The 25,694-nt window shown below is 70.6% G+C and carries 21 protein-coding genes and 1 tRNA gene; 13 read left to right on the forward strand and 9 right to left on the reverse strand.

From position 1 onward, the window contains the following. Positions 1 to 12: 12 nt before the first annotated feature. Positions 13 to 576, reverse strand: coding sequence for a ubiquinol-cytochrome c reductase iron-sulfur subunit (gene petA / locus K244_RS0109435; protein ID WP_020186012.1), 564 nt, complete (start codon positions 574 to 576; stop codon positions 13 to 15). Between the two features lie 217 nt (positions 577 to 793). Between petA and K244_RS0109440 the strand changes: the two genes are divergently transcribed. The 7 genes from K244_RS0109440 to K244_RS0109470 all read left to right on the forward strand — a co-directional run bounded on the left by K244_RS0109440 (position 794) and on the right by K244_RS0109470 (position 8,484). After that, the gene (locus tag K244_RS0109440; protein WP_020186013.1) at positions 794 to 1,267 is read left to right on the forward strand and encodes a tRNA (cytidine(34)-2'-O)-methyltransferase; all 474 of its coding nucleotides are present in this window, start codon (positions 794 to 796) and stop codon (positions 1,265 to 1,267) included. A 39-nt stretch (positions 1,268 to 1,306) separates the two neighbouring features. After that, the gene (gene hemF / locus K244_RS0109445; RefSeq protein WP_020186014.1) at positions 1,307 to 2,188 is read left to right on the forward strand and encodes an oxygen-dependent coproporphyrinogen oxidase; all 882 of its coding nucleotides are present in this window, start codon (positions 1,307 to 1,309) and stop codon (positions 2,186 to 2,188) included. Between the two features lie 194 nt (positions 2,189 to 2,382). Next, on the forward strand, positions 2,383 to 3,297 hold the full coding sequence (gene coxB, locus K244_RS0109450) for a cytochrome c oxidase subunit II (RefSeq protein ID WP_020186015.1): 915 nt from the start codon (positions 2,383 to 2,385) through the stop codon (positions 3,295 to 3,297). Positions 3,298 to 3,538: 241 nt separating this feature from the next. Then, positions 3,539 to 6,076, forward strand: coding sequence for a cytochrome c oxidase subunit I (gene ctaD, locus K244_RS0109455; RefSeq protein WP_020186017.1), 2,538 nt, complete (start codon positions 3,539 to 3,541; stop codon positions 6,074 to 6,076). A gap of 202 nt (positions 6,077 to 6,278) precedes the next feature. Continuing rightward, positions 6,279 to 6,674, forward strand: coding sequence for a hypothetical protein (locus tag K244_RS0109460; protein ID WP_020186018.1), 396 nt, complete (start codon positions 6,279 to 6,281; stop codon positions 6,672 to 6,674). Further along, entirely contained in the window at positions 6,671 to 7,330 is a 660-nt protein-coding gene (locus K244_RS0109465; protein WP_020186019.1) for a cytochrome c oxidase assembly protein, read from the forward strand. Before K244_RS0109460 ends, K244_RS0109465 begins: the two co-directional genes overlap by 4 nt. Continuing rightward, positions 7,327 to 8,484, forward strand: coding sequence for a c-type cytochrome (locus K244_RS0109470; RefSeq protein ID WP_020186020.1), 1,158 nt, complete (start codon positions 7,327 to 7,329; stop codon positions 8,482 to 8,484). Before K244_RS0109465 ends, K244_RS0109470 begins: the two co-directional genes overlap by 4 nt. A 226-nt stretch (positions 8,485 to 8,710) precedes the next feature. Here the strand turns inward: K244_RS0109470 and K244_RS0109475 are convergent, their stop codons facing one another. The 6 genes from K244_RS0109475 to K244_RS0109500 form a co-directional block, all read right to left on the reverse strand. Next, positions 8,711 to 9,103 (reverse strand): TIGR02588 family protein, encoded by a 393-nt coding sequence (locus K244_RS0109475; RefSeq protein WP_020186021.1) that lies wholly within the window; start codon positions 9,101 to 9,103, stop codon positions 8,711 to 8,713. Positions 9,104 to 9,112: 9 nt separating this feature from the next. After that, positions 9,113 to 9,958: a TIGR02587 family membrane protein gene (locus K244_RS0109480; RefSeq protein WP_020186022.1), complete on the reverse strand. Its 846-nt coding sequence runs from the start codon at positions 9,956 to 9,958 to the stop codon at positions 9,113 to 9,115. A gap of 70 nt (positions 9,959 to 10,028) precedes the next feature. Next, positions 10,029 to 10,808: an ATP-binding cassette domain-containing protein gene (locus K244_RS0109485; protein ID WP_020186023.1), complete on the reverse strand. Its 780-nt coding sequence runs from the start codon at positions 10,806 to 10,808 to the stop codon at positions 10,029 to 10,031. Between the two features lie 184 nt (positions 10,809 to 10,992). Then, positions 10,993 to 13,053: a dipeptide/oligopeptide/nickel ABC transporter permease/ATP-binding protein gene (locus K244_RS24130; RefSeq protein WP_020186024.1), complete on the reverse strand. Its 2,061-nt coding sequence runs from the start codon at positions 13,051 to 13,053 to the stop codon at positions 10,993 to 10,995. Further along, positions 13,050 to 13,997, reverse strand: a complete 948-nt coding sequence (locus K244_RS0109495) for an ABC transporter permease (RefSeq protein WP_020186025.1) — start codon at positions 13,995 to 13,997, stop codon at positions 13,050 to 13,052. The genes K244_RS24130 and K244_RS0109495 overlap by 4 nt, the downstream gene beginning before the upstream one ends. Next, a complete protein-coding gene (locus K244_RS0109500; RefSeq protein ID WP_020186026.1) occupies positions 13,994 to 15,571 on the reverse strand; it encodes an ABC transporter substrate-binding protein in 1,578 nt (525 codons plus the stop codon). The genes K244_RS0109495 and K244_RS0109500 overlap by 4 nt, the downstream gene beginning before the upstream one ends. A 206-nt stretch (positions 15,572 to 15,777) precedes the next feature. On the opposite strand from K244_RS0109500, the gene K244_RS21725 reads away from it, so the two are divergent. Then, positions 15,778 to 16,947, forward strand: coding sequence for a calcium-binding protein (locus K244_RS21725; RefSeq protein ID WP_024816410.1), 1,170 nt, complete (start codon positions 15,778 to 15,780; stop codon positions 16,945 to 16,947). A 97-nt stretch (positions 16,948 to 17,044) separates the two neighbouring features. On the opposite strand, the gene K244_RS0109510 is transcribed toward K244_RS21725, so the two are convergent. Both K244_RS0109510 and K244_RS0109515 read right to left on the reverse strand, forming a co-directional pair. Further along, positions 17,045 to 17,284: a hypothetical protein gene (locus K244_RS0109510; protein ID WP_020186028.1), complete on the reverse strand. Its 240-nt coding sequence runs from the start codon at positions 17,282 to 17,284 to the stop codon at positions 17,045 to 17,047. A 272-nt stretch (positions 17,285 to 17,556) separates the two neighbouring features. Next, positions 17,557 to 17,633, reverse strand: a tRNA-Ile gene (locus tag K244_RS0109515). A gap of 213 nt (positions 17,634 to 17,846) precedes the next feature. Between K244_RS0109515 and K244_RS0109520 the strand changes: the two genes are divergently transcribed. The 5 genes from K244_RS0109520 (at position 17,847) to K244_RS0109540 (ending at position 25,676) form a co-directional block, all read left to right on the forward strand. Beyond that, positions 17,847 to 20,291, forward strand: a complete 2,445-nt coding sequence (locus K244_RS0109520; protein ID WP_020186029.1) for an FAD-dependent oxidoreductase — start codon at positions 17,847 to 17,849, stop codon at positions 20,289 to 20,291. Between the two features lie 193 nt (positions 20,292 to 20,484). After that, positions 20,485 to 21,429, forward strand: a complete 945-nt coding sequence (locus K244_RS0109525) for an ABC transporter substrate-binding protein (protein ID WP_020186030.1) — start codon at positions 20,485 to 20,487, stop codon at positions 21,427 to 21,429. A 319-nt stretch (positions 21,430 to 21,748) separates the two neighbouring features. Continuing rightward, positions 21,749 to 22,783: an ATP-binding cassette domain-containing protein gene (locus K244_RS0109530; RefSeq protein ID WP_020186031.1), complete on the forward strand. Its 1,035-nt coding sequence runs from the start codon at positions 21,749 to 21,751 to the stop codon at positions 22,781 to 22,783. Then, positions 22,780 to 24,801: an ABC transporter permease subunit gene (locus tag K244_RS0109535; protein WP_020186032.1), complete on the forward strand. Its 2,022-nt coding sequence runs from the start codon at positions 22,780 to 22,782 to the stop codon at positions 24,799 to 24,801. The genes K244_RS0109530 and K244_RS0109535 overlap by 4 nt, the downstream gene beginning before the upstream one ends. Continuing rightward, positions 24,798 to 25,676 (forward strand): choline kinase family protein, encoded by an 879-nt coding sequence (locus tag K244_RS0109540; protein ID WP_020186033.1) that lies wholly within the window; start codon positions 24,798 to 24,800, stop codon positions 25,674 to 25,676. Before K244_RS0109535 ends, K244_RS0109540 begins: the two co-directional genes overlap by 4 nt. Positions 25,677 to 25,694 lie beyond the last annotated feature (18 nt).

Below are 25,694 nucleotides of genomic sequence, written 5' to 3' on the forward strand. Positions count from 1 at the left end.
GCGGGGGCGGCCTCAGCCGATGGTGATCTTGGTGTCGCTGTCGAAGGCGTAGGGCGGGATGTGGAGGTTTTCCGGCGCCGGTCCTTTGCGGATGCGTCCCGCACTGTCGTAGTGCGAGCCGTGGCAGGGGCAGAGCCAGCCGTCGAACTCGCCGGACTTCGAGGTCGGAACGCAGCCGAGATGGGTGCAGATGCCGGTGACGATCAGCCAGTTCTCCTTGCCCTTCGCCGCGCGGTTCTCGTCCGTCGCTTCAGCGTCCGGGGCGAGGTTCTCGTTGCGCGCGTTGCGGTCGGGCAGCTGGCCGATCTCGACGGCCTTCGCCTCTTCGATGTCCTTCGCCGTGCGGTTCCAGACGAACACCGGCTTGCCGCGCCATTTGACGGTGATGATCTGGCCTTCGGCGATCTGGCTGATGTCGACTTCGCTGGTGGCCAACGCGAGCGCCGACGCGTCGGGATTCATCTGAGCCACGAACGGCCATACGGTGAACCCGGCCCCGACGGCGGCCGCGGCCCCTGTCGCCAGATACAGAAAGTCGCGACGGGTCGGCTCGGCGGCGTCGTGCGTGGCTGCCACGATCAGTCTCTCCCAAAAGCTTCCTCAGTGCGGCGTAACGGCGGGCTTGGCTCGTCGGTCCGACGCGGGCCGTCCTTTGGAACGGCTCTTATCTCTTGCGCGCTTTGTCGCACCCGATGTCGAGGCCTGTCCAGCCCGCCTAAGACTTTAGGACACAGTGTCGCATCTTCACCACCTGGATTCCGCCACGATTCCGTTATCGGAGGCTAATTTCCCTGTGCGTCTCGCGCTTTACCAACCCGACATCCCGCAGAACGCCGGCAGGCTGCTGCGGCTCGCGGCCTGCCTCGGCGTCGCCGTCGACATCATCGAGCCCGCGGGATTCCTCGTGTCCGATCGGGCGTTTCGTCGCGCCGGCCTCGACTACCTCGACCATGTGGAGGTCGTCCGCCACGTCTCGTTCGAGGCGTTCGAGCAGGCTCGCCAGGCGGCCGGCGCGCGGCTCGTGCTGCTGACGACCCGAGGCGCGGTCGCCCATGTGGACGCCGCCTTCCGGCCTGACGACGTGCTGATGCTCGGCCGCGAATCGGCCGGCGTCCCGGACGCCGTCCACGCCGCGGCGGATCTGCGCGTGGTGGTGCCGATCCGCGCCGAACTCCGCTCGCTCAACGTCGCGGTCGCCGGCGCGATCGCCCTCGGCGAGGCGCTGCGCCAAACCGCGGGGTTTCCATCCCGCTCCTCGCCACCCTAAATGCCGGCCTCCCGCCCTCGCATTCGCGGATCGGTCGCCATGCCCTCGCCCCTCGTCGACGTCGACGCCCGCAAGACCCGCGTCCGCGCCTGGTTCGAGGAACTCCGCGACCAGATCCACGCCTTGTTCGAGGCCTTGGAGGACGAAGCGCCGGGCGACGCGCCCGCCGGCCGGTTCGAGCGCACGGCCTGGTCGCGCAAGGACCACACCGGCGCCGACGGCGGCGGCGGCGTCATGGGCATGATGAAAGGCCGGCTGTTCGAGAAGGTTGGCGTGCACTGCTCCACCGTGTTCGGGGAGTTCGCGCCCGAGTTCCGCAAGGACATCCCCGGCGCGATGGAGGCGCCCGGCTTCTGGGCCTCGGGCATCTCCCTGATCGCGCACCCCGTGAACCCGAACGTGCCCACCGTGCACATGAACACCCGCTTCGTGGTGACGAGCCGCGCCTGGTTCGGCGGCGGCGCCGACCTCACGCCCGTGCTCGACCGCCGGCGGACGCAGGAGGATCCGGACACGGTCGCCTTCCATGCGGCGTTCCAACACGCCTGCGACGGCCATGCGGTGGCCGATTACGCAAGATACAAGGCGTGGTGCGACGAGTACTTCTTCCTGAAGCACCGCAACGAGCCGCGCGGGATCGGCGGCGTGTTCTACGACTGGCTGGACAGCGGCGACTTCGAGGCTGACTTCGCCTTCACCCGCTCGATCGGCGAACGTTTCGCCGAGGTCTATCCGGACATCGTGCGGGCGAACTTCGCGAAGGACTGGACCGAGGCCGACCGCGCGGAGCAACTGGTGCGCCGCGGCCGCTACGTCGAGTTCAACCTGCTGCAGGACCGCGGCACGATCTTCGGCCTGAAGACCGGCGGCAACGTCGCCTCCATCCTGTCGTCGCTTCCTCCGCTCGCCGCCTGGCCATAGGCGCACACTTCACAGCCCCGTTATCAGGCTGGAAAAGTGACAGGTCGTGGCGCGGTTGCACTGGCGCGGTTAGCGTCATCGCTTAGTTCGCTCGGGTAACGCATACCCCGGGGGCCGCCATCATCGCCGCACGCCAACTGAAGCGCCTCGCGGCGCTCGGGCTCATCGCCCTGGGGCTTGGCGCATGCTCTGGCGTGCAGTCCGCGCTCGACCCCGCTGGCCGCGAGGCGCGCGACGTCGCGGACCTGTTCTGGGTCATGCTGATCGGCGCCGGCGTCGTGTGGACGATCGTTCTGGGCGTCGCGGTCTACGCAACGCGCGTGAAGACCGAGGCCCATGACGAGGCGGTGGGCAAGCGGCTGATTCTCTGGGGCGGCGTGGTGTTTCCCGTCGTCGTGCTGGCCGCGCTGCTGGTCTATGGGCTGCGGCTGATGCCGGAGCTGCGCCAGCCGGGCGAAGGCCTGCGGGTCGACGTCGCCGGCGAGCAGTTCTGGTGGCGCGTGCGCTACAGGCCGCTGAACGGCCCGGAGGTCGTCACCGCCAACGAGATCCGCATGCCAGTGGGCGAGCGCGTGGAGTTCGCGCTGACGAGCCCGCATGTGATCCACGCGTTCTGGATCCCAACGCTCGGCGGCAAGGTGGACATGATCCCCGGCCGCGAGAACCGGCTGGTGCTGGAGGCGGAGAAGCCCGGGACCTACCGCGGCGTCTGCGCCGAGTTCTGCGGCGCGAGCCACGCGCTGATGGCCTTCGACATCGTCGTGATGGAGAAGCCCGCGTTCGACGCCTGGCTCGCGGCCCAGGCCGCGCCGCTTCCCACTGCGACCGGCGATCTCGCGCGCGGCCGCGACCTGTTCCTGCAGAACGGCTGCGGCGCCTGCCATGCGGTGGCCGGAACCGAGGCCAGGGGCGAGGTCGGCCCCGACCTCACCCGCTTCGGTGCCCGCAAGACGCTTGGCGCCGGCACGCTGCCAAACACCGCCGACAATGTCGTCCGCTTCATCGCCGAGACCGACACCGTCAAGCCGCGCGTGACGATGCCCGCCTACCCCGCCCTGCCGCGCGACGACCTTATGGCGATCGCGGCCTATCTGGGGAGCCTGAAGTGATGGGCGCCGCAAAACTCGACGCCTTTTCCCTTCTCCCCTTGCAGGAGAAGGTGGCCGACGACGCAGGCGTCGGTCGGATGAGGGGTCCGTTTCAGGATAAAGCACTTCACGTCGGCGACAGCCTCATCCTGATACGGACCCCTCACCCTTACCCTCTCCCGCAAGGGGAGAGGGGGACGGCTACGGCGCGCGTCGCCGTGCGCCGTCGAGCCCTGCTTTCATGGTCGTCGGAGCTTGATCGATGACCGACGCCGCGCTCGCCTCCCCCCAGGACGATCCGGAGGTCCGCAAGGGCCAGGAGGACCGCCTCGAAAAGGTCTGGGAGACGCCGAAGGGCGTCCGCTACTGGTCGGCTGTGAACAATTCCGAGGTCGGGATCTGGTACACGGCGACCGCCCTGTTCTTCTTCCTGTTCGCGGGCGTGCTCGGGCTGCTGATCCGCGCCCAGCTCGCCGTCCCGGACAACGATTTCCTGTCCGCCACCTTCTACAACCAGGTCTTCACGCTGCACGGCACGGCGATGATGTTCCTGTTCGCGATCCCGATCTTCGAGGCGGTCGCGATCCTGATCCTGCCGGAGATGCTGGGCGCCCGCGACCTGCCGTTCCCCAGGCTATCCGCGTTCGGCTACTGGAGCTTCCTGCTCGGCGGCGTGTTCGTCTGCGGCTCGATCTTCTTCAACGCCGCGCCCGACGGCGGCTGGTTCATGTACCCGCCGCTGACCACCGACGAGAAGCAGACCGGCATCGGCGCCGACGTCTGGCTGCTGGGGCTGTCGTTCATCGAGGTCGCGTCGATCGCAGCCGCCGTCGAGTTGATCGTCGGCACGCTAAAGTGCCGGCCGCCGGGCATGCGCATCAACCTGATGCCGCTTTACGCCTGGTACGTGCTGGTGGTCGCCGGCATGATCCTGTTCGCCTTCCCGCCGCTGATCGCGGGCGACATCCTGTTCGAGCTCGAGCGGATGTTCGGCTGGCCGTTCTTCGATCCCGCCAAGGGCGGCGACCCGCTGCTGTGGCAGCACCTGTTCTGGATCTTCGGCCACCCCGAGGTCTACATCATCTTCCTCCCCGCGATCGCGCTGCTCGCGATGATCGTGCCGACCTTCGCCCAGCGGCCGATCCTCGGCTACTCGTGGATCGTGCTCGCCGCCGTCGGCACCGGCTTCCTGTCGTTCGGCCTGTGGGTCCACCACATGTTCACGACCGGGTTGCCCGCGATCTCGCTCGCCTTCTTCTCGGCGGCGTCGGAGGCGGTCGCGATCCCGACCGGCGTGCAGATCTTCGTGTTCCTGGCGACGCTGCTCGCGGGCCGGGTGATCTATTCCGTGCCGATGCTCTACGCGGTCGGGGCGCTCGCGATCTTCGTGTTCGGCGGGCTGACTGGCGTCATGGTGGCGCTCGCGCCGTTCGACTGGCAGGCGCATGACAGCCACTTCGTGGTGGCGCATCTGCATTACACGCTGATCGGCGGCATGTTCTTCCCGCTGATCGCGGGCGTCTATTACTACTACCCCTTCGTGATGGACCGCAGGCTGTCGGACCGGCTCGGCAAGATCGGCTTCTGGCTGATGTTCGTCGGCTTCAACGTCACCTTCCTGCCGATGCACATCACGGGCCTGCGCGGCATGCCGCGCCGGGTGTTCACCTACGCGGAAGGGCTTGGCTTCGACACGCTCAACATGGTCTCGACGGTCGGCGCCTTCGTGTTCGCGGCCGGCGTGCTGGTGGTGACCTGGGACATCCTGCGACCGAAGTCGAAGGAGCCCTACGCGCCCCGCAACGTCTGGAACGCCGGCACGCTGGAGTGGCTGTCGGAGAACCCGGGCCGCGACTGGGGCGTACGCACGGTGCCGGTCGTCACCACGCGCTACCCGCTCTGGGACCAGCCGAACTTCGTGCGCGATTACGACGAGGGCCGGTTCTACCTGCCCGACGCCGAGGAGGGAAAGCGCGAGACGCTGATCACCTCGGTGCTCGACGCGCGGCCGATCCAGTGCCTGCGCGTGCCGGGCAACACCTTCATCACCATGGGGGCGGCCTTCCTCACCGGCGGCGCCTTCATCGCGGCGACCTTCTACGCCTGGACGCTGACGATCGGCTTCTCGATCGCGGCGCTGATCGCGATCCTGATCTGGCTCTGGACCGGCACCGCGATCATCCCGGAGAAGAAGGAGAAGGACGTCGGCCTCGGGCTGCGGCTGCCGCTCTACGTCTCCGGCCCGGACTCGGTCGGCTGGTGGGCGATGTTCATCACGATGATCGGCGACATGTCGGCCTTCGCGAGCCTGATTTTCGGCTACTTCTTCTACTGGACGATCCACGCCACCGCATTCCCACCGGTCGACGCCGCAGGCCCCGGCCTGCTGTGGCCGTCGGTTGCGCTCGGGCTCACCGTGGCGTCCTGGGGCGCGATGCTGCTCGCCCGCCGGGCGAACGCCGCCGACCGGCCGCTGTCGCTGCGGCTGTGGCTCGGCGTCTCCCTCGTGCTCGCGGTCGGCGGCGGCGCGGCGTTGCTGTGGGGGCCGCACACCACCGGCCTCGACCCCACCGCCCACGTGTACCCCGCGACCGTGTGGGTCATCGCGATCTGGACCGCGGTCCACATCGGCGTCGGCGTGATCATGACGCTCTACTGCCTGGCGCGCTCGGTCGGCTCCAAGCTGACGAAGGAGCACGACATCGACATCCACAACGTCGTGCTGTTCTGGCACTTCGCCCTGATCACCATGGCGGTCAGCGTCGCGACCATCGCCCTGTTCCCGCTGGTGGCGCGATGAGGAGGCGCTGCGCCCCGCCTTCCTTCACCTCTCCCCTGTGGGGAGAGGTCGGCGCGCAGCGCCGGGTGAGGGGGGCCCGCGCTCGCCGGAGAACCCGGAGCCCCCTCACCCGCTCGGCTTCGCCGATCGACCTCTCCCCACAGGGGAGAGGTAAAGAGCCGCGCTGCGCCTCCCTCGCTTTGCCCGCTCTCCGGAGGCCTCAATGATCGCCTCCACCCGCGCGAACCTGATCACCCTCGTCACCGCCCCCACGGTCTGGGCTCTGCACTTCCTCGTCTCCTACACCGCCGCCGCCGGCTATTGCGCCAAGACCATGGCGGACGCGCGGGTGATGACCGGCGCGGCGTGGCCGGACATCACCGTCGCCCGCCTCGTCATCCTCGTCGCGACCGTGGTCGCCGTCGCGATCATCGCGCTCTGCACGCGGCAGGCGTGGGGCCACTGGCGGAGCGGCGACGTGGACCCGCCGTTCGACGAGCCGAGCTTCGAGGGTAGGCAGGGCTTCCTCGGCTTCGCCACGCTGCTGCTGTGCGGGCTCTCGTTCGTCGGCGTTATCTTCGTCGCGCTGCCGGCCGTGTTCATCGGAGACTGCCGATGAAGCGCAAGCTTCTCCTCGGGGCGGGTCTCGCCGTGCTCGCGCTCGCCTGGGCGCCGCAGACCAGCGCCCTGATCGGCCACGGCTTCACCGGCCACATGATCCGGCATATGGGCGTCGTGGCGATCGCGGCGCCCCTGATCGCGCTCAGCGTGGCGGGCTCCCGCTACGATCTGTCGGCCAGTCATCCTCTGCTGTTCGCAGCCGTCCCCGCCTCGCTGGTCGAGCTCATCGTGGTGTGGGGCTGGCACACGCCTGCCGCCCACGATCTCGCCCGCGAAAGCGCCCTCGCCTACCTCGGCGAGCAGGCCTCGTTCCTGCTCTCCGGCCTCTGGGTCTGGCTCGCCTGCTTTGGCTACGGCGCCACGACCAAGGCCGGCCGCACCGCCGCGGGGGTCGTGGCGATGCTGCTCACCTCGATCCACATGACGCTGCTCGGCGCGCTGCTCGCCATGAGCGTGCGGCCGCTCTTCGCCGCGCACCACCAGGCGAGCGAAACGCTGACGCTGCTCAGCCCGCTCGACGACCAGCAGCTCGGCGGCGTGATGATGCTGCTGATCGGCGGCGCGGCCTACCTCGCCGGCGGCGTCGCGCTCGTCGGCCGCCTGCTCTCCGACGACCGCGCGCCATCCGCGCTCACCCGCGGAGGCCGGCCATGAGCGGGTTCCTCAACCGCAGCGTGAACGTCCGCGTGACGCCGAAGCGCGCGGGCGTCGCGGCGGTGCTCGCGGTGGCCGCCGGCCTCGCCTTTGGCTGGTCCGGCCTGTTCAACATCTCTGCCAGCACGAAGCACTGGGGCGTCACCGATTGGTTCCTGCACTGGGTGATGATCAACTCCGTGGAGACCTGGTCGATCGGCGTCGAGGTCCCGGACAACCTCGACGACCGGGCGCTGATCGCCCGCGGCGCCGGGCATTACGCCACCGGCTGCGCCTCCTGCCACGGGGCGCCGGGCCGGCCGCGGTCGCCGCTGACCGACGTCATGAGCCCGCCGCCGCCGGACCTCGACGCCAAGGTTCCGACCTGGGAGACCGCGCACCTCTTCACCATTGTGAAGCACGGCGTGAAGTTCTCCGGCATGCCGGCCTGGGTCTCGTTCGACGAGCGCGAGGACGAGGTCTGGGCGGTCGTCGCCTTCCTGAAGAAGCTCCCAGGCATGACGCCGGACGAGTACAAGGCGCTCGCCATAGGCGCGGAGAGCGACGGCGCCGTGGGCGGGCTGGTCGCGATCGCGCACGGCCCGCAGGGCCGCGGCCCACGCGAGGACACGCTCGCCGACTGCGCCCGTTGCCACGGCCGCGACGGCCTGGGCCGGGACGGCGACGCCTTCCCGGTGATCGCCGGCCAGTCGGAGGACTATCTATTCGACGCGCTGTCGGCCTACGCCGTCGGCAAGCGCCACAGCGGGATCATGCAGCCCGCCGCCTCCCGGTTGCCCTACTCGGAGTTGGCGGCGCTGGCCGAGCATTACGCGAACCAGCCGGCCGGACGCCCGAAGGACGCGCCGACGCCCGATCCCGCGCTCGTGGCCGCGGGCGAAAAGATCGCCCGCGAGGGCGTGCGCGCCACCGGCACGCCCGCCTGCCAGTCCTGCCACGGCCCCTCCGCCTCGGCGCGCAACCCCGCCTACCCCTCGCTCGCCGGGCAGCACGCGTCCTATCTGGAGACCCAGCTTCACCTCTGGGAGAAGGAGCACGACTCGCGCGGCGGCGGCCCGTTCCGCGAGATCATGCGCAAGATCGCCTTCCGCATGACGCCGGAGGAGATCCGCGCCGTCGCCGCCTACTACGCTTCGCTGCCGCCGGGGACGTGAGCGCAGGCGTCGGCCAAGCTCCTGTCCAGGTGACGCAACGTCTCCGCCCCCTCCCCCTTGCGGGGAGGGTAAGGGTGGGGGTGGCGCAGGATGGAGCGGAACGGCCCGCGCAGAGCGGCGGCGATCTCTGCGCTTCATTCTGAACCACCCCCACCCCCGGCCCCTCCCCGCAAGGGGGAGGGGAGAAAGTGGCGTCGCAGTCGCCCTCAAAGTCTCGAACGGGATGCTACGGCTTCCGGTACGACGTCGCCCGGATCGTAAGCTCCGCCCCCGCCGGATCGCGCGCGAACACCACGCCGGCCTGCTTCGACGACTTGCGCGCGACGTAGTCCAGCGTGACCTCGGCGCTCTCGAGCACGTCGTCGCCCTGCTTCAGCTCGGCGAGCATCAGGATTTCGGCCGCGGTGGAGGCGCCCTCGTTCTTCGCGGTGAAGCGGACGACGTAGCCGCCGGGGCCCCGGCTGACGTCGTCGACGGTGGCTATGATCGCGGGCGGGCCGTCCTCGTAGGTCAGCGCCTCGTGCGTGAGGACGCCCAGGACGCCGACGACGAGGGCCGCGCCCAGCCCCGCGACGCCCCACTCCAGCCATCCGATCTCGCGCGCGCCTTCTTCGGCCATGTCCGTTCCCTAAACGATGAGCCGCGCGAAGGCGGCGCCGACGGCTGCGGGGAAGCCCAGCGTCACGCACAGCCGCAGCGCGGCCTCGAGCCCGAGATCGTCGAAGCGGCCGAAGGTCCACATCAGCGCGAAGCACACGAGCAACGACAACGCGTAGCCGACGACGGTGTAGCGCGCGAACAGGCTCCAGAAGCCGGCGCCCTCGGGCTCCACCGGCTCCTGGCCGGCGTACTGCAGCACATAGACCACGGAGTGCATGGCGGCGAGCGAGACGAGAACCAGCACGATGGCGTGGAACGGCGTCATCTCGGCGGAGATCAGGTCGACCTCCTCGGTCGGCGCGACGCTGAAGCAGAGGTAGATGGCGCCGGCCGCCATGAAGAGCAGCTCGGCCCAGTACCCCGCCTCGCGGGCGTGCCGTTCGTCGCTTTCGTCCGGCTTGCCGAACTGGCCCTGCGCCACCACCGCGCCGAGGCTCGCGGGCACGCTCTCGATCACGATCGCGCCCATGATCTCGTCGAACGACATCCGCGGCTCGATCAGGCCGAACAGGCTCAGGATCACCGCGGAGGTCACGACGCCGACCGCGAAGGCGACCAGCGCGTCGCGGATGTCGTCGCGCCAGCAGGTCGTCTCCTCGAAGCCGATGAAGCGCGACAGGCCGACGAGCAGCGGGATCAGCCCCGCGACCAGCGCCAGCAGCCGCCAGCGGTCGAGGCTGGCGCCCAGCGACCACATCTCCATGGTCATCAGCACGGGCAGCGAAAACACCACCGCGCCGCCGACCGCCCGGCCAACGCCCGCGAGAAAACCGAGTTCGATCTCGCGGCGGGACAGGGTTTGCGCAGACGCCATGGGGTGCGGGTTCCGGAGGGGCGCCTGCGGACGCGGGCGTCGGCGCTAGATCGCGCCGGCGCGGGCTGCGTCAAGCGGCGAAGCGGCGCGCTGCGTCGATGAGTTCGCGGGTGTAATCCTCGCGCGGCTCGGCGAGCACCGCGCGGCAGGCGCCCTCCTCCACGACCTGGCCTCGACGCATCACCATGACCCGGTCGCAGAGCGCCTCGACCACCGCGAGGTCGTGGCTGACGAAGACGAGGCTCAGCCCGCTCCCGTCCCGTAGCTCCCGCAGCAGCGCCAGCACCTGCGCCTGCACGGAGACGTCGAGCGCCGAGACGGGCTCGTCGAGCACGACGATGGCCGGCTCCGCCGAGAGCGCGCGGGCGATCCCGATGCGCTGCAACTGGCCGCCGGAGAACTCGTGGGGGTGACGGCCGGCGTGCTCCGGCGCGAGGCCGACCCGTTCGAACAGCTCCGCCACGCGGGCCGTCCGGCGCGCCGCGTCCCAGCCCTTCAGCCCGATCATCGGCGCCTCGACGCTGGCGCCCACCGTCTTGCGCGGGTTCATGGCGCTCGCCGGATCCTGAAACACCATCTGCACGCGCCGCTGCAGCCGGCGGCGATCGCCGGCGCGGGCAAGATCGAGCGCCTCGCCGTCAAGCGCGATCACGCCGTCGCTCGGCTGCAGCAGCCCGACCAGCATGCGCGCCAGCGTGGACTTGCCGGAGCCGCTTTCGCCGACGATCCCGAGCGTCTCGCCCGGCCCGAGCGCAAGGCTGACGCGGTCGACCGCCACCAGCGCCGGACGTTTCTTGCCCAGCCACCCGCCGCCTCCGCCGAAGCTGCGGGTGACGGCGCGGGCCTCCAACAGGGGCGCTGGCGGGGCTGTGCGTGCGTCAGCCGACGTGCGTGCTTCGAGACGCCTGCCTGCGGCAGCCTCCTCAGCATGAGGAGGTGGGGAGTCGCCGGGGAGCCTCAATCCAAAACCTCCTCATGCTGAGGAGGCCCTAAGGGCCGTCTCGAAGCACGCACCCCATCACCGAGGCCGCCCCTCACGCCGCCTCTCCCAAAAGCTCGCGCCAGCGGATGCAGCGCACGCGACGACCTTCGCCCACGTCGTCCAGCGCGATCGGCCCCGCCCGGCAGGCGTCGACGGCGTGGTCGCAGCGGGGTGAGAAGGCGCAGCCCTCTGGGCGGGCGTCGATCGCAGGCGGAGCGCCGGGGATGGGCGCGAGCGGCTTGTCCGGCCGCCCCAGCTCGGGCGCGCAGGCGATCAGGCGGGCGGCGTAGGGGTGCAACGGCCGTTCGGCGACGGCGCGCGAGGGACCCTCCTCCACGATTTCGCCGGCGTACATCACCGCGATCCGGTCGCAGAGGCGGGCGACCACGCCGACGTCGTGGCTGACGAAGATCAGCGCCGCGCCGCGCTCGCGCCGGATGCGGGCGAACAGCTCCAGAATGCGCGCTTGCGTGGCGGCGTCGAGCGCGGTCGTCGGCTCGTCCGCGATCAATACGTCCGGCGCGTTCGCGAGCGCCATGGCGACGCCGACCCGCTGGCGCTGGCCGCCGGAGAGCTCGTGCGGATAGGCCCGCGCGATGCGCTCGGGGTCCGGCAGGCCCACGTCCGCCATCAGCGCCCTCGCCCGCGCGCGCAAGGCCTTCGCGCCCTCGCCCGGCGCCGGGCGGATCGCCTCCACGATCTGCGCCTCGATCCGCATCAGCGGGTTCAGCGTCGTCAGCGGGTCTTGGAACACATAGGCGATGCGCTCGCCCCTGAGCCGCCGCAGGGCGTCGAGGCCGAGACCCAGCACGTCCGCGCCGGCGATCCGCACCGCGCCGGCGATGATCGTCCCCGGCGGCGTCGGCGCGAGCCGCGCGAGCGAGAGCGCCGTCACCGACTTGCCCGAGCCGCTTTCGCCCACGATCCCCAGCGCCTCGCCGGCCTGAAGCGCAAAGGAGACGTCCCGGATCGCCGGGAAGCTCCCGCGGGAGGTGGCGAAGGCGGTGGTGAGCGCGCGGACGTCGAGGACGGGGGGAGCGGGAGCGCTACCGTCGACGTCGGGCGCCCACCTCTCCCCGGCGGGGAGAGGTCGCGAGGCGTCAGCCTCGCGGGTGAGAGGGAATTGACCTCTCCGGTCAGCGCTCGGCCCCCTCACCCGGCCCTCCTGGCCGACCTCTCCCCGCCGGGGAGAGGTGAAGGCGCCGCTCGCTTCATGCCCCGGCGTTCCCAGTGCAACCCTCCCCCGCGCCACCCGCGTCGCCGGCTGCGGCGCGCCGGTCTCGGCGCCTTTCATGCGCGGGTCCAACGCGTCGCGCAGGCCGTCGCCCAGCAGGTTGAGGCCGACCACCAGCACGAACACCACGACGCCCGGCGCAGCCGCCACGTGGGGCGCGGCGACCACCACCTTGCGGCCGTCGCCCAGCATGGAGCCGAGGTCGGCCTGCGGCGGCTGCGCCCCGAGTCCGAGAAAGGAGAGGCCCGCGGTCTCGAGGATCATCCAGCCGATCGTCGTGGCCGCGGTGACGATGAGCAGCGGCGCGACGTTGGGGAGAACCTCGCTCAGCAGGATCCGCAGGTCCGAAAACCCGGCGAGACGGGCGGCGGCCACATAGTCCCGCCGCACGATCCCAAGCGCCTGCCCACGCACTGCGCGGGCGAAGAACGGCACGTTGACGATGGCGATGGCGAGCGCGGCGTTGGTCAGGCCCGGCCCCAGCGCCGCGACCACGGCGAGCGCCAGGAGCAGGTAGGGAAAGGCCATCAGCACGTCGACGAGCCGCATGAGGAGGCCGTCGACCCAGCGGCCGTAGAAGGCGGCGACGAGGCCGATGGTCCCGCCGACCAGCGCCGCCGCGAGCGTCGCAGCGACGCCGACCGCGAGGCTGACGCGGAGCCCGAAGATCAGCCGCGAGAGGACGTCCCGGCCGAGCTGGTCCGTGCCCAGCAGATGCCCCGCCGAGCCAAGGCCCGCCAGCCGGTTCGCGGGTTCGGTGGCGTCGGGGTCGGGAAGCGGAAGAAAGGGGGCCGCCAGCGCGAGCGCGGCGAAGACCGCCACCAGGGCGAGGCCCGCGAGCGCGAAGGGCTGGCGCGCGAGCCGCGCGAGGACGCTCACGCCTCGATCCTCGGGTCGAGGACGGCCTGCGCGAGATCAGTGACGACGTTGATCGCCACATAGAGCGCGGCCACCGCCAGCACCCCGCCCTGCACAAGCAGGATGTCGCGCCGGCCGACCGCCTCCACCAGCATGCGGCCGACGCCCGGCCACTGGAACACGGTCTCCACATAGACCGCGCCGCCCAGCACGTAGCCCGCCTGCAGCCCGATGACGGGGACCACCGCGACCAGCGCGCTCTTCAGCGCATGGACCGAGATCACCCGGTCCTCGTCAACGCCCTTGGCGCGGGCGGTGCGCACGAAATCCTGCCGCAGCACGTCGAGCATGGCGGCGCGGGTGAGCCGGCCGAGGATCGCGGTCGCGACCACCGCGAGCGTCACGGCCGGCAGCACGAGGTGCCTCAGCAGGTCGGCGATCCCGCCGCCCCCGAACAGCGCGCTCATGCCGCCGGTCGGAAACCAGCCGAGCCCGACCGAAAGCCAGAGGATGAGCAGGAGCCCCAGGAAGAACGAGGGCGTGGAGACTCCGAGCAGCAAGGCCAGGCCGATCGTGCGGTCGACCCAGCCGTTCTGCCGCACAGCGGAGGCGACGCCCGCGGCGAGGCCGAACAGGACGCTCAAGGCCAGCGCCGCGGCGGCGAGGATCAGCGTCGGCCCGAGCCGCTCGAGCACCTCGTCGAGCACCGGCCGGTCGAGCGCGTAGGAGCGGCCGAGGTCGCCGGTCAGCGCGTTCCCCACCCAGGCGAGGTAGCGGACGGGCAGCGGACGGTCGAGGCCGAGCTCGGCGTTCAGCCGGGCGACGCTTTCGGGCGTCGCGTAGGAGCCGAGGATGGCCAGCGCCGGATCGCCGGGCACCAGCGCGATCACAAGGAACACCACCACCGTGACGCCGAACAGCACGGGGACCGCGAGCGCGAGGCGGCGGAGCGCATAGGACCTCATCGCTTCGACACGCCCTTCAGCTCCAGCAGCGACGACGGCTCCAGCGTCAGTCCCTCGACGCTCGCGGCCGTCACCGCCGTCTGCTTGGCGGAGGCGACGAAGGCCCAGGGCGCGGCGTCGTGCACGAGCCGGTCGATCCGCCGGTAGAGCCCGGCGCGGGCCTCCGCGTCCGTCTCCTTGCGCGCGGCGTCGATCAGCCGGTCGAGCTCCGGGTCGGAGAAGCCGCCGGCGTTGAAGCCGCCTTTGTCGGCGGCCGCCTCCGAGCGCAGCGCGAGATAGGGCAGCGTGTCGGGGTCGTTGGTGGCCCAGGCCATCTCGGCCATGGCGGCGCCTTTCAGGCCGCCGTTGACGCGGGCGAGATAGGCGTTCCACTCGAAGGTCTCGATCACGGCCTTCAGCCCGACGCGGGCGAGGTCCGCCTGGATCGCGGTCGCCATGGCGAGCGGCTCCAGCATGCCGGAGCCGCCCTCCGCCGCGAGCAGGGTAAGCGTCGCGCCCTCCGCGCTTGCCTCGCGGATCAGCGCGCGGGCGCGCTCCGGGTCATGCGGATAGGGTTCGAGCGTGGGATCGTGCGCAGCGCCGAAGGCGGGCGAGATCGGGCCAGCCGGCACGGTCGCGGCGTTCGACAGCACGTTCTCGACGATCGTCCGCTTGTCGATCGCGAGGTTCACCGCCCGGCGCACCCGCACGTCCTTAAGCGGTCCCTCGGCCGCGTTCAGGATGAGAAACCAGAGGTGCGGCGCCGGCGCCTCGTGCAGGGCGAAGCGGGCGGGGTCACGGAAGCTCGAGAGTTGGTCCGGCGGGACCTCCACCATCAGGTCGATCCCGCCCGCCAGCATCTCGCTCGTCCGGGCGTTGGCGTCCGGGATCGGGCGGAAGGCGACGCGCGCGAGCGGGGGCTGATCGCCCCAGTAGGCCTCGTTGCGCAGGAGCGCCACCTGCCGGCCGCTCTCCCAGCGCTCGAACCGGAACGGCCCCGTGCCGACCGGCGCGCGGCCGAAGCCCTTGCCCTCGGCCTTAACCGCCGCCGGCGAGACCATGTAGCCGATGGGATAGGCGAGATGCGCGAGCAGCGGCGCGTAGGGCTGGTCCAGCTTCAGCCGGACGGTGAGCGGACCGACGACCTCCACCGCCGTCACCGGCGCAAGGAAGAAGGCGAGCGGGAACGGGCCGGCGTCCGCGTTCGGATGTTTCGGGTCGAGCAGGCGCGCGAAGTTGAACCGGACGGCTTCCGCGTCGAACGCTGTCCCGTCGTGGAAACGCACGCCCGGGCGGAGATGGAAGGTGTAGGCCCTCCCGTCGTCCGACATCTCCCAGCGCTCGGCCAGCGCCGGGGCGGGCTCCAGCGACCCGGGGCGGAAACGCGCCAATCCCTCGAACAGGTTGGCGAGGATGCGGAAGTCGTTGGCGGCGGTCACCGTCGCCGGATCGAGCGACTTGGGCTCCGCCATCTGCCCCACCACCAGCGTGTCCTTCGGCGTCGCCGTGCGCCCCGGCCCGGTGGCGACGAGCGCGGCGATCCCGAGCGCGAGGCTGAGGACGCAGATCGTGAAGCCGGTCGCGGCGCGGCCCATGTCCCCTCCCGGTTCGGCTGCAGGCCTCCTCCGTTATAGGCCGTGTCGCGCGTCCGTCAGGGCCGTCGAGAGGTCAGGACCAATCTTCCCGGCATAGACAGCCAAAGATCCGTCCTGCGCCACTCGACCGCAGTCATCGAGTTTCGCTTGAAACGCAACGCGATGCTCATACGCTCCACCCCCCGCAATAATCTGAGGTGCAATCCATGGCGTATGTGTTGGGCACGGGCCAGAACGACGTCCTCGACTACAGCTCAGGCGTCACCGATGATGGAGATACTATCCTAGGTGGCAGCGGCGACGACGTGATCTACGGCCGCGGGGGCGCCGACACCATCTACGGCGGCAACGACGTCTCGACGAACTACCTCGGCGCCGACGTCCTGTACGGCGGCGACGGCGACGATCTGCTGGTCGGCGACAAGGGCGTCGACACGCTCTACGGCGGCGCCGGCGCCGACACCTTCGCGATGCGCTACGAGACCGAGATCGACGACGTCTATGGCGAGAGCGGCGTCGACACCCTGTCGTTCTTCGGGTTCGACCGCGCAATCAACGTCAATCTCGCCAAGAAATCCTACTCCGTCGAAGGCGCCGCGGAGGGCGCGCATGTCGTGTCCGGCGTCGAAAACGTCCTGGGCGACGGCGGCGACGACGTCATCGTGGGCGACACGCGCAACAATCGCCTGGAGGGCGACCTCGGAGACGACACGCTCGACGGCGGCGCCGGCGACGACTACCTGGAGGGCGGCTACGGCGCGGACCGGCTGATCGGACGGGACGGCGCCGACCGGCTCTATGGCGGCAGCGACAGCGACCAGTTGTTCGGCGGCGCAGGAAATGACCGGCTCTACGGCGGGACCTTCGCCGACCGGCTCTACGGCGACGCCGGCGACGACGTGGTCTCGGGGGACGACGGCGACGACCTCGTCTACGGCGGAGACGGCGCCGACAAGCTGCTCGGCGGTCTCGGTCAAGACAAGCTCTACGGCGGCGACGGGAACGACACGCTCTACGGCCAGGACGGGAACGACGGTCTTCGCGGCGACGCGGGCGCTGACACGCTGGTCGGCGGGGGCGGCGACGACACGCTGAGCGGCGGCGCGGGCGCCGACCGGCTCTCGGGCGGCGCCGGAAGCGACACCTTCATTTTCGCAGGGCTCGCCGAGCGCGACGTGATCACCGACTTCGCCGCCGGATCGTCGTCGGTCGACGTCATCCAGATGAGCTCGAGCGTCTACGCGTCCTTCGCCGAGGTGATCGACCACGCCCGGGACACCGCGTCGGGCGCGCTGATCGCTTACGACAACGGCAGCATCCTGCTGGCCCACGTCAGCGTCGCGGACCTGAACGCCAACGATTTCGTCTTCGTCTAGCGGCGACGACGACGCGTCCGAGCGCCGCCGCCGTCACTTGGCGGCCGGCGCTCGGACGCCGCATGGGCCAGCCTGATCCTTCATAGTCCTGGAACGTTCAGTCCTCCCGCACCGGCGTCGGCGGCTGCGTTCCGCGCCGGTAGCCGAGCGACCCGGACCTCTCCGCCTCACGCCGCGCGCGCTCGACCTCCGCGAGCTGCACGAGCAGCGCCCCCACCGCGGCGCGCGGATCGCCGTGCGCCTGGGCGATTACCGCCTCTATCTCCGCCGCCTGGCCTGCGAGAATCTCGTCCTGAAACAGCTCCGCCGTCGACGAGGCTTCCGCGTGTCGCGCCATGTTTTTGCTCCGTGTCGATCTGAGGAAGAGATTCCAGAAGGCCGGCGGCGAGGCAAGAACAAAATAAGAACATGCCATTTTGGCAGGGGAGAACAGGCGTGGTCGCGAGCTTGTCACGCTGGTCCGCGTGAGCCTCCCTAACGAGGCCCCACGCTCAATCGATCTCGGGACCGACGTCGGCCCGGCATGCGGCTGCGGTCTGGGACCTTCAGGGCCGCCTCCGCGCCCTCGGCGGACGATCGCAGGCCGACAGCCGGCTATCGCAGCGGCGGTGGTAGGCCCGGCCGGACTTGAACCGACAACCAGTCCGTTATGAGCGGACGGCTCTAACCAATTGAGCTACGGGCCCCCGGGCGCAGACATACGCCAGAGCGGGGCGTTTTGTCATCGGCCCATGCGGGAGCCCGGCTCGCCCTCCGACAACGCCGCCGCGCCACGCGTCGCCACATCGATTTGTTGTTTGATGTGGATTTGCGTTGACTTCACCGCCGCGTCACGTGAGGAACGTCGACGTGCGCCGCGGCGGGCGGCGCGCGAGACCTCTCCACGGCAGGGCGCGCGCATGGCGGATTTCCCGACTCAGGCTCAGATCGTCATCGTCGGCGGCGGCATCATCGGCGTCTCGACGGCCTACCATCTGGCGAAGCTCGGCCTGAAGGACGTCGTGCTGCTGGAGCGGCACAAGCTGACCTCCGGCTCGACCTTCCACGCCGCCGGCCTCGTCGGCCAGCTGCGCTCGAACGCGAACATCACCCAGCTGCTCGGCGAGAGCGTAAAGCTCTACCAGACGCTGGAGCAGGAGACCGGGCTCGCCACCGGCTGGAAGATGAACGGCGGCCTGCGCCTCGCGTGCACGCAGGAGCGCTGGACCGAGGTGAAGCGGCAGGCGACCACCGCGCGCTCGTTCGGCCTCGAGATGCACCTGCTGACCCCGAAGGAGGCGCTGGACCTCTGGCCGCTGATGGACGTCTCAGACGTGATCGGCGCCGCCTTCCTGCCGACCGACGGCCAGGCCAACCCCTCCGACATCACCGGCTCGCTCGCCAAGGGCGCGCGCATGCACGGCGCGCGGATCATCGAGGACACGGAGGTGACGGGCTTCCGGATCGAGAACGGCCGCGTCACCGCGGTCGAGACCGACCGGGGAGCGATCGCCTGCGAGATCGTGGTGAACTGCGCGGGCCAGTGGGCGCGCGAGATCGGGCGCATGGCGGGGGTGAACGTGCCGCTGGTCTCGGTCGAGCACCAGTACATGATCACCGAGCCGATCCCCGGCGTGACCTCCTCGCTGCCGACGCTGCGCGATCCGGACCGGCTGACCTACTACAAGGAGGAGGTCGGCGGGCTGGTGATGGGCGGCTACGAGTCGAACCCGATCCCCTGGGGCGTCGACGGCTTCCCGAAGGGGTTCAATTTCCAGCTGTTGCCGTCGAATTTCGACCATTTCGAGCCGTTGATGGAGCTCGCGCTCGGCCGCGTGCCGGCGCTGGAGACGGCGGGCGTCAAGGAGCTGATCAACGGGCCGGAGAGCTTCACGCCGGACGGCGCCTTCATCCTCGGCCAGGCGCCGGAGCTGACCGGCTTCTTCGTCGGCGCCGGCTTCAACGCCTTCGGCATCGCGTCGGGCGGCGGCGCGGGCAAGGCGCTGGCGGAATGGATCGCCGGCGGCGCCGCGCCCTATGATCTCGCGGCCGTCGACATCCTGCGCTTCGGCCGCAACCACCACGACGTGGCCTGGGTGCGCGCGCGCACGCTGGAGGCCTACGGCAAGCACTACACCATCGCCTGGCCGCACGAGGAGCACGCGAGCGGCCGCCCGCTGCGGCGCTCGCCGCTCTACGACCGCCTGAAGGCCAAGGGCGCCGTGTTCGGCGAGAAGCTCGGCTGGGAGCGCCCGAACTGGTTCGCACGAGCGGGCGAAGAGGCCGCGGACCGCTACACCTTCGGCCGCCCGAACTGGACCGACGCGGTCGCGCGCGAGCACCGGGCGGTGCGCGAGGCGGTCGGCCTGTTCGACCAGACCTCCTTCGCCAAGTTCCGCCTGATCGGCCGCGACGCCGAGGCCGCGCTGTCGTGGCTGAGCGCGGCAGAGGTGGCGCGGCCCGCGGGCTCGGTCTTCGTCGCGCCGATGCTGACCCCGAAGGGCGGGCTCGCCTGCGACCTGACCGTCTGCCGGGTCGCGGCCGACGACTTCTACCTCATCGCCGGCACGGGCGCGGCCACCAAGGACTTCGACTGGCTCCGCCGCAACATCCCCGCCGGCCTGGACGCGCACCTGATCGACGTGTCCTCCGCCTACGCCGTGCTCAGCCTGATGGGCCCCAACGCCCGGGCCCTGCTGGAGCGGCTCACCGGCGACGACGTCTCGAACGCGGGGCTGCCGTTCGGGCGGGCGAAGCGCATCAGCGTCGCCGGCGCGCCGACGCTCGCGCTGCGCATCACCTATGTGGGCGAGCTCGGCTTCGAGCTGCACCTGCCCGTGGAGTTCGCCGCGACCGTCTACGACGCGCTTGCGGCCGAAGGAGCAGCCTTCGGGCTGGTCGACGCCGGCTACCGGGCGATCGAGACGCTGCGGCTGGAGAAGGGCTACTGGGCCTCCGGCGCGGACGTCGGGCCGGACCACACCCCGTTCGAGGCCGGCTTCGGGTGGGCCGTCGCGCTCGATAAGGGCGCGGACTTCATCGGCCGCGAGGCGCTGCGCGCGCGCCGGGGCGAGCCGCTGAAGAAGCGGCTTGCAGGCTTTACCGTGGAAGACCCGGACGTCGTGCTGCTCGGCCGGGAGACGATCTACCGGAACGGCGAGCGCGTCGGCTGGCTCTCGAGCGGAGGGTTCGGGCACACGCTCGGCCGGCCGATCGGCTACGGCTACGTGCGCCGCCCGGAGGGCCTCGACGACGCCTTCGTGCTGGCAGGCGCCTACGAGCTCGACGTCGCGACCGTGCGCGTGCCGGCGAGGGTCCATCTCGCGCCGCTGTACGATCCCGAGATGCGGCGCGTGCTCGCGTAACAGGCGCGTGATCGGCCAGGGCGCCGCAGGACGAGGCGCCCCGAGCTGAATTGCCCTGCGCGCGAACTTTTTTCTTCGGAAGAAAGCCTCGGACGTCAACAGAAACCCTCGCCCGGTGTGGAGTTTCCTTCCCTCTGGCATCGAACCTGCATTACGCTGCTGGCCAAGTCCGGACGTCCCGAGGAGGACCGACATGCGACGCATTCTGACGAGCCTGATCGTAGCCAGCACGGTGGCGCTCGCCTCCGCCGCGGCCGCCGCCGCGCCCGAGTCCAAGGACCCGATCAAGATCACCCTGAACGACTGGACCGGCCAGCTCCTCACCGCGCACATCATGGGCGGCGTGCTCGAGAAGGCCGGCTACACCGTGCAGTACGTGCCGGCGGACTATCTCGCGCAGTTCGCGGGGATGCGCACCGGCGATCTCACCGTGGCGATGGAGGTGTGGGCGACCACCGCCAAGGAGGCGATGGACGCCGCGATCGACGCCGGCGGCGTGGAGAACGTCGGCGAAACCGGCATGCAGGCGCGCGAGGACTGGTGGTACCCGTCCTACATGAAGGAGAAGTGCCCCGGCCTGCCGGACTGGAAGGCGCTGAAGGACTGCGCCGAGGCCTTCTCGACGCCGGAGACCGCGCCGAAGGGCCGCTACCTCGGCGGCCCCGTGACTTGGGGCGGCTACGACGAGGAGCGCATCCAGGCGCTCGACCTGCCGTTCGAGGTGGTGCACGCCGGCACCGACGCGGCCCTCTTCGCCGAGCTGAAGAGCGCCTACGAGCGCAAGGCCCCGGTGCTGCTGTGGATCTACGCGCCGCACTGGGCCCCCATCAAGTACGAGGGCGAGTGGGTCGAGTTCCCGAAGTACGAGAAGGCTTGCTACGAGGATCCGGCCTGGGGCTCCAACAAGGACGCCAAGTACGATTGCGCCAAGCCGGTCGGCCCGATCTACAAGGCGGTCTGGACCGGCATGAAGGACAAGTGGCCGACGGCCTACAAGGCGGTGAAGGCCTACGCCTTCGACAACAAGGGCATCGGCGAGCTCGCGGCCCGCGTCGACATCGACGGCGAGAAGGTCGAGGCGGTCGCGGCCGACTGGGTGGCCAAGAACGAGGCCGTCTGGAGCGCGTGGCTGAAGTAGGCTGAGGCGTCGCGGCCCGGTCGGCGACCGAACCTTGGGGTGCGTGCTTCGAGACGCGCCCCTCCGGGCCGCTCCTCAGCATGAGGAGGTGTTTGATTTTGAGGCCAGGACGTTCGCGAGCTCCAGACAGTGTCATGCTCCCGGACGTCCTCATGCTGAGGAGCCCGCCTTTCGGCGGGCGTCTCGAAGCACGCACCACCTCCGAGCCAATCGGCCTCGCCGAACGGCCCGCAGGGGCCTCTTTACGCTTCGTTTCCTCGCCCTGCGTCCCATCGGCGCTTAGGCGGGACGTGTCAGCAACCGTCGCGCGGAGCTGTCGATGAGCCACCCCATCCTCGCCTGCAAAGGCGTCGCCAAGCTCTACGGAGCCAAGGCCTCGCGCTTCGTCCGCGACGGGCGTTTTGGAGGCGCGCCGGAGGAGCTCGCGGCCGCAGGCGTCGTCTCGGCCGTCCGCGACGTCGACCTTGAGATCGCCCGCGGCGAAACCTTCGTGATCATGGGGCTGTCGGGCTCGGGCAAGTCCACGCTCGTCCGCTGCCTCTCCGCCCTCACGCCGCCCAGCGCCGGCGAGGTCCTGTTCGAGGGCAAGAACCTCAGCACCATGGCCGAGGGCGACCTCCTGCAGATCCGCCGGCACCAGATGGGCATGGTGTTCCAGAACTTCGCCCTGCTGCCGCATCTCACAGTGCTGGGCAACGTGGCCTTCCCGCTCGACGTGCAGGGCGTGAGGAAGGCGGAACGCGAGGCCAAGGCGCTGGAGATGATCCGGCTCGTCGGCCTGTCGGGCCGCGAGGGCCGCTTCCCGCGCGAACTCTCCGGCGGCCAGCAGCAGCGCGTCGGCATCGCCCGCTCGCTCGCGGTGAAGCCCGACCTCTGGTTCCTCGACGAGCCGTTCTCGGCGCTCGACCCACTGATCCGCCGCGAGATGCAGGACGAGGTGCTGCGGCTGCAAGGCCTGCTGAAGAAGACCATCGTCTTCATCACCCACGACTTCGACGAGGCGGTGCGGATCGCGGATCGCATCGCCATCATGAAGGATGGCCGCATCGAACAGATCGGCACGGCGGAGGAGCTCGTGCTGCGCCCTGCGACCGACTACGTCCGCGCCTTCACGCAGGAGGCGCCGCGGGCCAAGATCCTGACCGCACGCTCCGTGATGGCGCCCGCGCCGTCGGGCGCCGAGTTCGCCGGCCGCGTCGACGCCCGCGCGCGCATCGCCTCCTTCGCCCACGAGGTCGAGGCGGCCGACCGGCCCTTCGCGGTGGTCGACGGCGGCGCTGTGATCGGCGTGGTCGACCGGCTCGCGATGATCGACGTTCTGGTCGGCCGCGAGCGGAAGGCCGTCGCGGCGTGAGCGTCGCCGCCGCGACGCATCCGCCGGCGACGCCGCGCGCGGGCGTCCCCCTGCTGCGCTTCGCCGTCCCCCTGGCGCTCGTCCTCGTCACCGCGGTCTTCGTGTCGCTGCCGACGAGCGCGCTGCCGGCCTGGGCGTGGAAATACCCGCTCGCGTGGCAGGCGCCGCTGCCGGCGTGGATCTCGGCCTTCATGAAGTGGCTGATGGAGACCGCGTCGCTCGGCCTGTTCACGGTGCGCGACCTCACCCGCGGCGTCGCGAGCGCGCTCGACGCGGTGCTGTTCGCGGCGAAGGCGGTGCTCGCGACCGGCGTCGTGCAGGGCGCGGGCGCAAGCGCCACGACCCTCGTGCCGCCGATCCCATGGTTCGCGATGATCCTGGCGAGCTCCGCCGCGGCCTACGCCGTGGGCGGGCGCAGGCTCGCCTTCGGCATGGCGGCGGGACTGCTGTATCTCGCCGTCTTCGGCCAATGGGCGAGCGCCATGATCACGCTGGCCTCGGTCTTGGTCGCGAGCGTGATCGGGGCGGCCGGCGGCCTGCTGATCGGCCTCGCCTGCGTCCGCTGGCGAACGCTCGAGCGCCTCATGTCGCCGCTGCTCGACATGGCGCAGACCATGCCGGTCTTCGCCTACCTGCTGCCGATGCTGATCCTGTTCGGCTTCGGCCCCGCCTCCGCGATGGTTGCGACGGTGATCTACGCCCTGCCCCCGATGGTGCGGGTGACGATCGTCGCGATCCGCGCCGTGCCGGAGGAGATCCGCGAGCTCGGCGTCATGTCCGGCTGCACTCGGCGCCAGATCACCTGGAAGATGCTCGTCCCAAGCGCGCTGCCCGCGCTGATGGTGGGCGTGAATCAGGTGATCATGCTCTCGCTCAACGTCGTCATCATCGCCTCGATGATCGGCGCCGGCGGTCTCGGCTGGGACGTGCTGGCGGCGCTGCGGCGGCTCGACATCGGCGGCGGGCTGGAGGCGGGCCTCGCCATCACGGTGCTCGCGGTGCTGCTCGACCGCTTCGCGCAAGCGATGGCGCAGCGCGCCGAGCGCGTGGCGAAGGAGGACGGCGCGGGGGCGGCCGGCCGGCGTCTGGCGGTGCGCGCCGCGCTCGTCGCGGCCCTGCTGCTCTGGATCGCCGCGGCGGTCTGGCCGCAGATCGCGCTCTACCCCGACGGCTGGAGACTCTCGACTGCACCGTACTGGAGCCAGCTCGTCAGCTGGATCAACGTCAACTTCTTCAGCGCGCTGGACGCGATCCGCACCGCGGCGCTGCTCAACGTGCTGACGCCCGTGAAGCGCTTCATGCTCGCCCTGCCATGGCCGTGGGTCGTGGCGCTGGTCATGCTGGCCGGCTGGCGGCTCGGAGGCCTGCGGCTGGCGCTGACCACGGGCGCGATGACGCTGTTCCTGGCGGTGGTCGGCCTGTGGCAGACCTCGATGCTGACCGTCTATCTCTGCGGCGTCGCGGTGGTCATCTCGGTCGCGATCGGCGTGCCGATCGGTGTCGCCGCCGCCAACCGTCCGCGGCTGTGGCGGGTGGTCGAGGCCGTCATCGACACGTTGCAGACGCTGCCGGCCTTCATCTACCTCATCCCGATCGTGATGCTGTTCCGGGTCGGCGACTTCACCGCGCTGATCGCGATCGTGCTCTACGCCGTCGCGCCCGCCATCCGCTACACCGCCCACGGCGTGCGCCGCGTCCCCGCCACGCTGATCGAGGCGGGCCAGATGACCGGCTGCAGCCGCCGGCAGCTGCTCACCCGCATTCGCCTGCCGCTGGCGGCGCCCGACATTCTGCTCGGCCTCAACCAGACGATCATGCTGGCCTTGTCCATGCTCGTGATCACCGCGCTCGTCGGCACGCGCGATCTGGGCCAGGAGACCTACATGGCGCTATCGAAGGCCGACGTCGGCCGCGGGCTGGTCGCGGGCGTCTGCGTCGCCTTCATCGGCATGGTGGCCGACCGGCTGATCTCGGCGGCCGCCGAACGCCTGCGCAGGCGCACCGGGCTCGCCGCGTGACGACGAACGCGCTCGACCGCATCCGCGCGCTGCCGCTCTGGACGGGCAAGGTCGAGCCGCGGCCGCTCGCGGGCGGAATCACCAACAGCAACTTCCTGGTGGAGGACGGCGGGGCGCGCTTCGTGGTGCGGCTCGGCGAAGACATCCCCGCGCACAACGTCATGCGCTTCAACGAACGGGCGGCGTCATTGGCGGCTGAGCGCGCCGGCGTCTCGCCCGCGCTGCGCCATTTCGAGCCCGGCCTGATCGTCATCGACTACATCGAGGCCCGCACCTTCACCGAACAGGACGTGCGGGACCACCTGCCGCGGGTCGCCGAGCTGATCCGCCGCGCCCACCGGGAGGTGACCCGCGAAATCCGCGGGCCGGCGCTTGCCTTCTGGACCTTCCACATCCTGCGCTCCTACGTCCACGCCCTGCGCGAGCGCGGCCATCGGCTGGCCGGCGACCTCCCCCGCTACGCGCGCGTCGCCGAGCGGCTGGAGGCGACGCTCGGGCCGACCGAGATCGTCTTCGGCCACAACGACCTGTTGCCCGGCAACTTCCTCGACGACGGCGATCGGCTCTGGCTGATCGACTGGGACTACGGCGGCTTCAACACGCCGCTGTTCGACCTCGGCGGCCTCGCCTCCAACAACGGCTTCAGCCCGGCGCAGCGCGACGAACTGCTCGCGATCTACTACGGGCGCGCGCCCGACGACCGCCTGCGGCTGCGGCTGCAGGCGATGCTCGTCGCCTCGCTGCTGCGCGAGGCGCTGTGGAGCATGGTGTCGGAGAGCGAGTCGACGATCGACTTCGACTACCAGGCCTACACCGCCGAAAACCTGGCGCGGTTCGAGCGGGCGCTCGCCGAGTTCGCGGCCATGGCCGGCTGAACCGGCGCATCGCCACGC

It is taken from the genome of Methylopila sp. 73B (assembly GCF_000526315.1).
Taxonomy (GTDB): Bacteria; Pseudomonadota; Alphaproteobacteria; order Rhizobiales; family Methylopilaceae; genus Methylopila.

Bases quoted from the DNA above. Each gene is read 5' to 3' on its own strand.
- hemF (WP_020186014.1), top strand. From the start codon at position 1,307: ATGCCCTCGCCCCTCGTCGACGTCGACGCCCGCAAGACCCGCGTCCGC.
- K244_RS0109470 (WP_020186020.1), top strand. From the start codon at position 7,327: ATGAGCGGGTTCCTCAACCGCAGCGTGAACGTCCGCGTGACGCCGAAG.
- K244_RS0109475 (WP_020186021.1), bottom strand. From the start codon at position 9,103: ATGGCCGAAGAAGGCGCGCGCGAGATCGGATGGCTGGAGTGGGGCGTC.
- K244_RS0109525 (WP_020186030.1), top strand. From the start codon at position 20,485: ATGCGACGCATTCTGACGAGCCTGATCGTAGCCAGCACGGTGGCGCTC.
- K244_RS0109500 (WP_020186026.1), bottom strand. From the start codon at position 15,571: ATGGGCCGCGCCGCGACCGGCTTCACGATCTGCGTCCTCAGCCTCGCG.
- K244_RS0109510 (WP_020186028.1), bottom strand. From the start codon at position 17,284: ATGGCGCGACACGCGGAAGCCTCGTCGACGGCGGAGCTGTTTCAGGAC.
- K244_RS0109530 (WP_020186031.1), top strand. From the start codon at position 21,749: ATGAGCCACCCCATCCTCGCCTGCAAAGGCGTCGCCAAGCTCTACGGA.
- K244_RS0109465 (WP_020186019.1), top strand. From the start codon at position 6,671: ATGAAGCGCAAGCTTCTCCTCGGGGCGGGTCTCGCCGTGCTCGCGCTC.
- K244_RS0109460 (WP_020186018.1), top strand. From the start codon at position 6,279: ATGATCGCCTCCACCCGCGCGAACCTGATCACCCTCGTCACCGCCCCC.
- K244_RS0109480 (WP_020186022.1), bottom strand. From the start codon at position 9,958: ATGGCGTCTGCGCAAACCCTGTCCCGCCGCGAGATCGAACTCGGTTTT.
- ctaD (WP_020186017.1), top strand. From the start codon at position 3,539: ATGACCGACGCCGCGCTCGCCTCCCCCCAGGACGATCCGGAGGTCCGC.
- K244_RS21725 (WP_024816410.1), top strand. From the start codon at position 15,778: ATGGCGTATGTGTTGGGCACGGGCCAGAACGACGTCCTCGACTACAGC.
- K244_RS0109520 (WP_020186029.1), top strand. From the start codon at position 17,847: ATGGCGGATTTCCCGACTCAGGCTCAGATCGTCATCGTCGGCGGCGGC.
- K244_RS0109495 (WP_020186025.1), bottom strand. From the start codon at position 13,997: ATGAGGTCCTATGCGCTCCGCCGCCTCGCGCTCGCGGTCCCCGTGCTG.